5 protein-coding genes are annotated in these 8,400 nt (G+C 71.7%); all 5 read left to right on the top strand.

Going from position 1 to position 8,400, the window contains the following annotated elements; all coding sequences use genetic code 11:
* Positions 1-408 (top strand): nitrogenase component 1 (locus tag APM_RS09455; protein ID WP_007423142.1); only part of this gene is annotated, 408 nt, incomplete at its 5' end.
* Positions 409-412: 4 nt separating this feature from the next.
* Positions 413-1,984 carry a ferredoxin:protochlorophyllide reductase (ATP-dependent) subunit B gene (gene bchB / locus APM_RS09450; protein WP_007423141.1) on the top strand — a complete coding sequence of 524 codons (1,572 nt, stop codon included), beginning with the start codon at positions 413-415 and terminating at the stop codon, positions 1,982-1,984.
* Positions 1,956-5,573: a cobaltochelatase subunit CobN gene (locus APM_RS09445; protein WP_039888227.1), complete on the top strand. Its 3,618-nt coding sequence runs from the start codon at positions 1,956-1,958 to the stop codon at positions 5,571-5,573. Before bchB ends, APM_RS09445 begins: the two co-directional genes overlap by 29 nt.
* Positions 5,570-6,499, top strand: a complete 930-nt coding sequence (gene bchL / locus APM_RS09440) for a ferredoxin:protochlorophyllide reductase (ATP-dependent) iron-sulfur ATP-binding protein (protein WP_007423139.1) — start codon at positions 5,570-5,572, stop codon at positions 6,497-6,499. Before APM_RS09445 ends, bchL begins: the two co-directional genes overlap by 4 nt.
* The coding region (gene bchM, locus APM_RS22625; RefSeq protein ID WP_007423138.1) for a magnesium protoporphyrin IX methyltransferase at positions 6,499-8,400 on the top strand (1,902 nt) is incomplete at its 3' end. The genes bchL and bchM, both read left to right, overlap by 1 nt.

Genomic DNA, 8,400 nt, shown 5'->3' with positions numbered 1-8,400 from the left:
GCGCCGCGCGCCCGCCTCGCCGGCCGCCGCGTCTTCCTCTTTCCCGATTCCCAGCTCGAAATCCCGCTCGCCCGCTTCCTCGCCCGCGAATGCGGCATGATCCTCACCGAGGTCGGAACACCCTTCCTCAACCGAAGGCTGATGGCGCCGGATCTCGCCTTGCTCCCCGCCGACGCCCAGCTCGCCGAGGGCCAGGACGTCGAGCGCCAGCTCGACCGCTGCCGCGCCGCCCGCCCCGATCTCGTGGTCTGCGGCCTCGGCCTCGCCAATCCGCTCGAAGCCGAGGGCTTCGCCACCAAATGGTCGATCGAGCTGGTGTTCAGCCCGATCCAGGGCTTCGAACAGGCCGCCGACCTCGCCGCCCTGTTCGCCCGCCCCCTCGCGCGCCGCGCGCTGCTGGAGGTCTGAACCGATGCAGCTCACGCTCTGGAGCTATGAAGGACCGCCGCATATCGGCGCCATGCGCATCGCCACCGCGATGCACGGCGTGCACTACGTCCTGCACGCCCCCCAGGGCGACACCTATGCCGACCTGCTCTTCACCATGATCGAGCGGCGCGACCGCCGCCCGCCCGTCTCCTACACCACCTTCCAGGCCCGCGATCTCGGCGGCGACACCGCCGCGCTGTTCCGCACCGCAGTGCGCGACGCCTATGACCGCTTCCGCCCCGAGGCGATGATCGTCGGCGCCTCCTGCACCGCCGAGCTGATCCAGGACGACCCGGGCGGCCTCGCCGCCGGGCTCGGCCTGCCGATCCCCGTCATCCCGGTCGAGCTGCCGGCCTACCAGCGCAAGGAAAACTGGGGCGCGGCCGAAACCTTCTACCAGCTCGTCCGCACCGCGACCGCCGGCCAGGCCCCGCCCGACCGCGCGGCGCAGCCGTTCTGCGTCAATATCCTCGGCCCCACGGCACTCGGCTTGCGCCATCGCGACGATGTGCGCGACATCGCCGCCCTGCTCGCGCGGCTCGGCATCGCCGTCAACGTCATCGCCCCGCTCGGCGCCAGCTTCGCCGATCTCGCCCGCCTGCCGGCGGCCCACGCCAATCTCGTGCTCTACCCCGAGACCGCCGGCACCGCCGCCGCCTATCTCGCCCGCCGCTTCGGCCAGAAAACGATCGCCACCGTGCCGATCGGCCTCGGGGCCACGCGCGATTTCGTCGCCGAGATCGCCGGTCTCGCGCAAATCACCCCGCCGCCCGGCCTCGCCGAGGAGAGCCGGCTCGGCTGGTATTCGCGCTCGGTCGATTCCACCTATCTCACCGGCAAGCGCGTCTTCATCTTCGGCGACGCCACCCACGCGATCGCTCTCGCGCGCGTCGCCACCGCCGAGATCGGCTTCTCCCTGGTCGGTCTCGGCACCTATAGCCGCGAATTCGCCGCCCCCGTCCGCGCCGCCGCCCAGTCCTACGGGATCGAGGCGCTGATCAGCGACGATTATCTCGCCGTCGAGGCCGCCATCGCCGCGGCGCAGCCCGAGCTGGTCCTCGGCACCCAGATGGAACGCCACATCGCCAAGCGCCTCGGCATTCCCTGCGCGGTGATCTCGGCCCCGGCACATGTCCAGGATTTCCCCGCCCGCCACTCGCCCTTCGCCGGGTTCGAGGGCGCGAACGTGCTGTTCGACACCCTGATCCACCCGCTGATGATGGGGCTCGAGGAACATCTCCTCGGCATGTTCCGCGACGATTTCGAATTCAACGACACCGCCGCCCCCTCCCATCTCGGCCCGCACGCCACCACGCCGCCCGAACCCGCATCGCCCGCGCCCGCCCTGGCCGACACACTGGCCAGCGCGCCTGTCTGGCGCGACGATGCCAGCGCGCCGGTCTGGCGCGACGACGCCGAAGCCGAGCTGCGCAAGATCCCCTTCTTCGTCCGCGGCAAGGCGCGGCGCAACACCGAGATTTTCGCCCGCGAGCGCGGCCTGAACCCGATCACCATCGAGACGATCTATGACGCCAAGGCCCATTTCTCAGCCTGAGGCGACGCCCCTGCGCATCGCCATCGTGACGATGGATTCCCATCTGAGCGGGGTCATCGCCGCCGCGCGCGCCGCCCTCGCCGCCGACCATCCCGGCCTGATCCTCGAACTGCACACCGCCGAGCGTTTCGCCGCCGACCCCGCGTCCCTCGCCGCCTGCGTCCGCGCGATCGAGACGGCGGACATCGTGATCGCGACCATGCTCTTCCTCGACGATCACATCCGCCTCGTCCGCCCGCATCTCGAAGCAAGGCGGACGCATTGCGATGCCATGCTCTGCATCCTCTCCGCCGCCGAGATCGTGAACCTGACCAGGCTCGGCCGGCTGGACATGAGCCGGCAGAAGAACCCGGCGCTGGAATTCCTCCGCTCGCTGCGCAAGCGCGGCGGCAAGGAGGTTTCGGCGGCCGAATCCCAATTGCGCATGCTCCGCCGGCTGCCGCGCCTGCTGCGGCTCATCCCCGGCACCGCGCAGGACCTGCGCAATTTCTTCCTCGGCATGTCCTACTGGCTCGCCGGCTCGGCCGACAATATCGAGGGCCTGCTCCGCCTGCTGGTCGCGCGCTATGCCGCCGGCCCCCGCGCCGCCCTGCGCAGCCAGGCCGCCATCGCCCCGCCGCGCGACTATCCCGAAACCGGGCTCTACCATCCGCGCCTTCCCGGCCGCATCGCGACCGACGCAGCGTCCCTGCCCCGCCTCGCCGGCAGCCGCGGCACGATCGGGCTGATCCTGCTGCGCAGCCTCGTCCTGTCCGGCGATGTCGGCCAGTATGACGGGGTGATCGCGGCGTTCGAGGCCGCCGGCTTCCGTACCCTGCCGGTCTTCGCCGCCGGGCTCGACGCCCGCCCCGCCATCGCGCGCTATCTCGCGCCGGACGGCGCGCCGGTGATCGACGCGCTGGTCTCGCTCACCGGGTTTTCCCTTGTCGGCGGCCCGGCCTACAACGATTCGAAATCGGCGGAGGCCGTCCTCGCCGGGCTCGACCTGCCCTACATCTCCGCCCACGCCCTTGAATTCCAGAGCATCGCCGCCTGGGAGGCCGACCCGCGCGGCCTGACGCCGATCGAGGCGACGATGATGATCGCCCTCCCCGAACTCGATGGCGGCATCATGCCGATGACCTATGGCGGCCGCGCCGAGGGCCAGGATGACGGCGGGGATGGCGTGCGCCGGATGTCGGCCCATCCCGAGCGCGCCGCCATGCTCGCCGCCCGCGTCGCCCGCCTGGTCGAACTGCGCCGCACCGCCCGCGCCGAGCGGCGCATCGGCATCGTCATCTTCAACTTCCCGCCCAATTCCGGCGCCACCGGCACCGCCGCCTATCTCTCCGTCTTCGAATCCCTGTTCAACACCCTCGCCGCCCTGCGGGCCGCCGGCTACACGGTCGATCTGCCGGCGGATGTCGCCGCGCTGCGCCACGCCGTCTGTGTCGGCAACGCGCAGGATCATGGCGCGGCCGCCAATGTCGCGGCGAAAATCCCGCGCGATGCGCATCTCCGCGCCGAACCCCATCTCGCCGCGATCGAGGCGGTCTGGGGCCCGGCTCCCGGCCGCCACGATACCGACGGCGCGTCGCTGTTCGTCCTCGGCGCCCGCTTCGGCAACGTCTTCATCGGCGTCCAGCCGGTCTTCGGCCATGAAGGCGACCCGATGCGCCTGCTCTTCGAGGGCGGCTTCGCGCCGACCCACGCCTTCAGCGCCTTCTACCGCTGGCTGCGGCAGGATTTCGGCGCCCACGCGCTGCTCCATTTCGGCACCCACGGCGCGCTGGAATTCATGCCCGGCAAGCATGCCGGCCTGTCCGCCGCCTGCTGGCCCGACCGGCTGATCGCCGAGATGCCGAATTTCTGCCTCTACGCGGCGAACAACCCCTCCGAGGGCATGCTCGCGAAACGCCGCGCCAACGCGACGCTGATCAGCCACCTCACCCCGCCGGTCACCGAGGCCGGGCTCTATCGTGGCCTGGCCGATCTGAAGGCCTCGGTCTTCCGCTGGCGCGCCCTGCCACCCGAAGCCGGGGCCGAAGAGCGGCAGGGCCTCGCCGCCCTGATCCAGGCCGAGGCGGCACGGCTCGATCTCGCCCCCGCCGATCCGTCCGATCCCGCCTGGGCCGACGCCGATGCGGCGATCGCCCGGCTGCACGCCTCGCTGCTCGATGTCGAATACGCGCTGATCCCGGTCGGCCTGCACGTCGTCGGCCAGCCGCCCGGCGCCACCCAGCGCGCCGACCTGCTCGATGCCGCCGGGATCACCGATCCCGCCCGCCGCGCCGAGACCGACGCGCTGCTCGCGGCCGACAGCGAGCTTCCCGCCATCATCCACGCGCTCGATGGCGGCTATATCCGCCCCGCGCCGGGCGGCGACCTGCTGCGCAACCCCGAAATCCTGCCCACCGGGCGGAACATCTACGGGTTCGATCCGTTCCGCATGCCCGGCGCCTTCGCGATGGACGACGGCGCCCGCCAGGCGGACCGCCTGCTCGCCCGCCACATGGCTGATTGCGGCCGGCTGCCCGAAACCGTGGCGATGCTGCTCTGGGGGTCGGACAACCTGAAATCCGAAGGCGGCCCGATCGCCCAGGCGCTCTGCCTCGTCGGCGCCCGGCCGCGCCGCGATTCCTATGGCCGCCTCGCCGGCGCCGAGCTGGTGCCGCTCGCCGAGCTGGGCCGGCCGCGGATCGACGTGATCGTCACCCTCTCCGGCATTTTCCGCGACCTGCTGCCGCTGCAGACGAAGCTGCTGGCCGAAGCCCTGCTGCTCGCCGCCCGGGCGGACGAGCCGGAGACGGAAAACTTCGTCGCCAGGCACGCCCGCGCCCACCTCGCCGCCCATGGCGGCACGATCGAGACGGCGGCGCTGCGCGTCTTCAGCAATGCCGACGGCACGTACGGTGCCAACGTGAACCAGCTCGTCGACTCCGGCACCTGGCAGACCGAGGACGAGCTGGGCGATGCCTTCCTCCGTCGCAAGGGCTTCGCCTACGGCACCGATGGCCGGCCGACGCGGTGCGACGCGGTGCTCGGCGGCGTGCTCAAGACCGTCGATCTCGCCTATCAGAATCTCGAATCCCTCGATCTCGGCATCACCACGGTCGATCACTATTTCGATGGCCTCGGCGGCATCAGCCGGGCGGTCCGCGCCGCCCGCGGCAGCGAGGCCGCGGTCTATATCGGCGACCAGACCACCGGCGCCGGCACCGTGCGCAGCCTGTCCGAGCAGGTCTCGCTCGAAACCCGCACCCGCACGCTGAACCCGAAATATTTCGAGGCGATGCTCGCCCACGGCGCCGAGGGCGTGCGCCATCTCGAGGCGGCGGTGACCAACACGCTGGGATGGTCGGCGACCACCGGCCAGGTCGATCCCTGGATCTACCGCGAGATCGGCAGCGTCTTCATGCTCGACCCCGAAATGCGCCGCCGCCTCGCCGAGCTGAACCCGGTGGCCTCGGTCCGCATCGCCAACCGCCTGCTCGAAGCGCACGAGCGCCACTACTGGAGCCCGGACGAGGCGATGCTCGATGCGCTGCGCCGCGCCGGCGCCGAACTGGAAGACCGTCTCGAAGGTCTCGACATGGAGCAAGCCGCATGAACGACATCAGCCCCCAAGCCGGCGCGTTTCCCGCCGCCGCGCGCTGCGCCACCGGCTGCGGCGACGGCGACGGCGAGGGCAGCGTGCAGGTCGCCCTCGATCCCGCGCTGCGGATCGACGGGGCGAAGGTCTTCGCCATCTACGGCAAGGGCGGCATCGGCAAGAGCACGACCTCCTCCAACCTCTCCGCCGCCTTCGCCCTGCAGGGCCGCCGCGTGCTGCAGATCGGCTGCGACCCCAAGCACGATTCCACCTTCACCCTCACCAAGCGCCTCGTCCCCACCGTGATCGACGCGCTGGAAGGTGTCGATTTCCACCCCGAGGAACTCCGCGTCGAGGATTTCGTCTACGAGGGCTTCGCCGGCGTGCAATGCGTCGAGGCCGGCGGCCCGCCGGCCGGCACCGGCTGCGGCGGCTACGTCGTCGGGCAGACGGTCAAGCTGCTCAAGGAACATCATCTCCTCGAGGAGTCGGACGTCGTCATCTTCGACGTGCTGGGCGATGTCGTCTGCGGCGGTTTCGCCGCCCCGCTGCAACACGCCGACCGCGCGCTGATCGTCACGGCGAACGATTTCGACAGCATCTTCGCGATGAACCGCATCGTCGCCGCGATCGGCGCGAAGGCGCGCAACTACGGCGTGCGGCTCGGCGGCGTCATCGCCAACCGCAGCGCCGCGGTCGACCAGCTCGCGAAATACAACGAGGCCACCGGCCTCTCCACCCTCGCCCGGTTCCCCGATCTCGACGCCATCCGCCGCAGCCGGCTGAAGAAATCCGTCGTCTTCGAAATGGAGGACGCGCCGGAGCTCGACGCCGTGCGCACCGCCTATCTCGATCTCGCCGCGTCGCTCTGGGCCGGCGTCGAGCCGCTCGCCGCGGTCCCGCTGCGCGACCGCGAGATCTTCGACCTGCTGGGATTCGAGTGATGACGCCGGACGCCGCCACCGCCGACCGCTATCACCGCCGCCGCGGCGAGATCGAAACCTATTTCGACCGCACCGCGCTGGCGAACTGGGCGCGGCTGACGTCAGACGCGCCGGTCAGCGGCGTGCGCGCCACCGTCCGCGCCGGGCGCGACGCGATGCGCGCCACCCTGCTCGACATGCTGCCCGCCGATCTCTCCGGCCTCCGCCTGCTCGATGCCGGCTGCGGCACCGGCGCGCTCGCCCTCGCGGCGGCGCGGCGCGGTGCCGAGGTGGTCGCGGTCGATCTCTCGCCGCAGCTGGTCGATCTCGCCCGCCAGCGCGCCGCGTCCGACCCCGCCGCCACGCGGATCGACTTCGTCAGCGGCGACATGCTGGGCGCCGAACACGGCAGGTTCGACCATGTCGTCGCGATGGATTCCCTGATCCATTACGACAGGGCGGACGTGATCGCGGCCCTGGGCCGGCTCGCCGCCCGCACCGACCGCTCGCTGCTCTTCACCTTCGCCCCCCGCACCGCGCTGCTCGCGATCATGCACCTCGCCGGCAGCTGGTTTCCGCGCGGCGACCGCGCGCCGGGCATCGTGCCGCAGCCCGAGGGCGCGCTGCGCGACGCGATCGGCCTCAGCCCGGCGGCTCGCCCGCCTCGAAGCGGGGCGCACGCGGCGGATCAGCACCGGGTTCTACATCTCCCAAGCGCTGGAGTTGCGGCGGTGAAGCGCCGGCGCACCGGCGGGGCGGCGCCGTTCTGGATGCGGCTCGATGCGAGCTGGCTGCCCTTCGCCAATGCCGCCACCCCCGAGCTGCCGCTGCCGCGCCTGCTCCGCCTGTCGCTGTTCCAGCTCACCGTCGGCCTCGCCGCCGCCCTGCTCATCGGCACGCTCAACCGGGTGATGATCGTCGAGCTGCACGTCGCCGCCGCCCTGGTCTCCAGCATGATCGCCCTGCCGCTGCTGCTCGCCCCGGCCCGCGCGCTGATCGGCTTCCGCTCGGATCGTCACCGCTCCGCCTTCGGCTGGCGGCGGGTGCCCTATATCTGGTTCGGCACGATCATGCAGTTCGGCGGCCTCGCGATCATGCCCTTCGCCCTGCTGCTGCTCGCCAGCGGCACCGCCCCGGTCGCCGGCCGCTTCGGCGCCGCCATCGCCTTCCTGATGACCGGTGCTGGGATGCACACGACGCAGACCGCGGGCCTCGCCCTCGCCACCGACCTCGCCCCCGAACACGCCCGCCCGCGCGTCGTCGCCATGCTCTGCGCGATGCTGCTGCTCGGCATGATCGGCGGCGCGCTGGCCTATGGCGCCGCCCTCACCCCGTTCAGCGCGTTCCGGCTGATCCAGGTGATCCAGTCGGCCGCCGTGCTCACCCTCGTCTGCAACGGCATCGCCCTGTGGAAACAGGAACCCCGCCGCAGCCAAGCCGCCGAAGCGGCCGAGGATGACGCCGCCGCCAGGCCAGCGGAAACCCTCGCCCTCGCCTGGTCGCGCTTCCGCGCCCAGCCGCACGCGCTGCGCCGCCTCGTCGCCATCTTCATCGGCACGCTCGCCTTCTCGATGCAGGACATCCTGCTCGAACCCTATGGCGGCCAGGTGCTGCACCTGCCGGTGGGTGCGACCACGGCACTCACCGCGATGTTGGCCGGCGGCGCCGGGCTCGCCTTCCTGGTCGCGAGCCGCCGCCTCGCCGGCGGCAGCGACCCCTACCGCATCGCCGCCGCCGGCGTGCTCTCCGGCCTGCTCGCCTTCAGCGCGGTGATCTGCTCCGCCCCGCTCGCCTCGCCGGCGCTGTTCGCCGCCGGGGTGGGGCTGATCGGCTTCGGCGGCGGGCTGTTTCTCGCCGGCACCCTGTCGGACGCGATGATCCGCGTCGTCGGCAACATGAGCGGCCTCGCGCTCGGCGCCTGG

The organism is Acidiphilium sp. PM, from assembly GCF_000219295.1.
Taxonomy (GTDB): domain Bacteria; phylum Pseudomonadota; class Alphaproteobacteria; order Acetobacterales; family Acetobacteraceae; genus Acidiphilium; species Acidiphilium multivorum.
This window is presented reverse-complemented; position numbering and strand designations above follow the sequence as displayed.

Coding starts and splice junctions, on each gene's coding strand:
- bchB (WP_007423141.1), top strand. CDS start 413: ATGCAGCTCACGCTCTGGAGCTATGAAGGACCGCCGCATATCGGCGCC.
- APM_RS09445 (WP_039888227.1), top strand. CDS start 1,956: ATGACGCCAAGGCCCATTTCTCAGCCTGAGGCGACGCCCCTGCGCATC.
- bchL (WP_007423139.1), top strand. CDS start 5,570: ATGAACGACATCAGCCCCCAAGCCGGCGCGTTTCCCGCCGCCGCGCGC.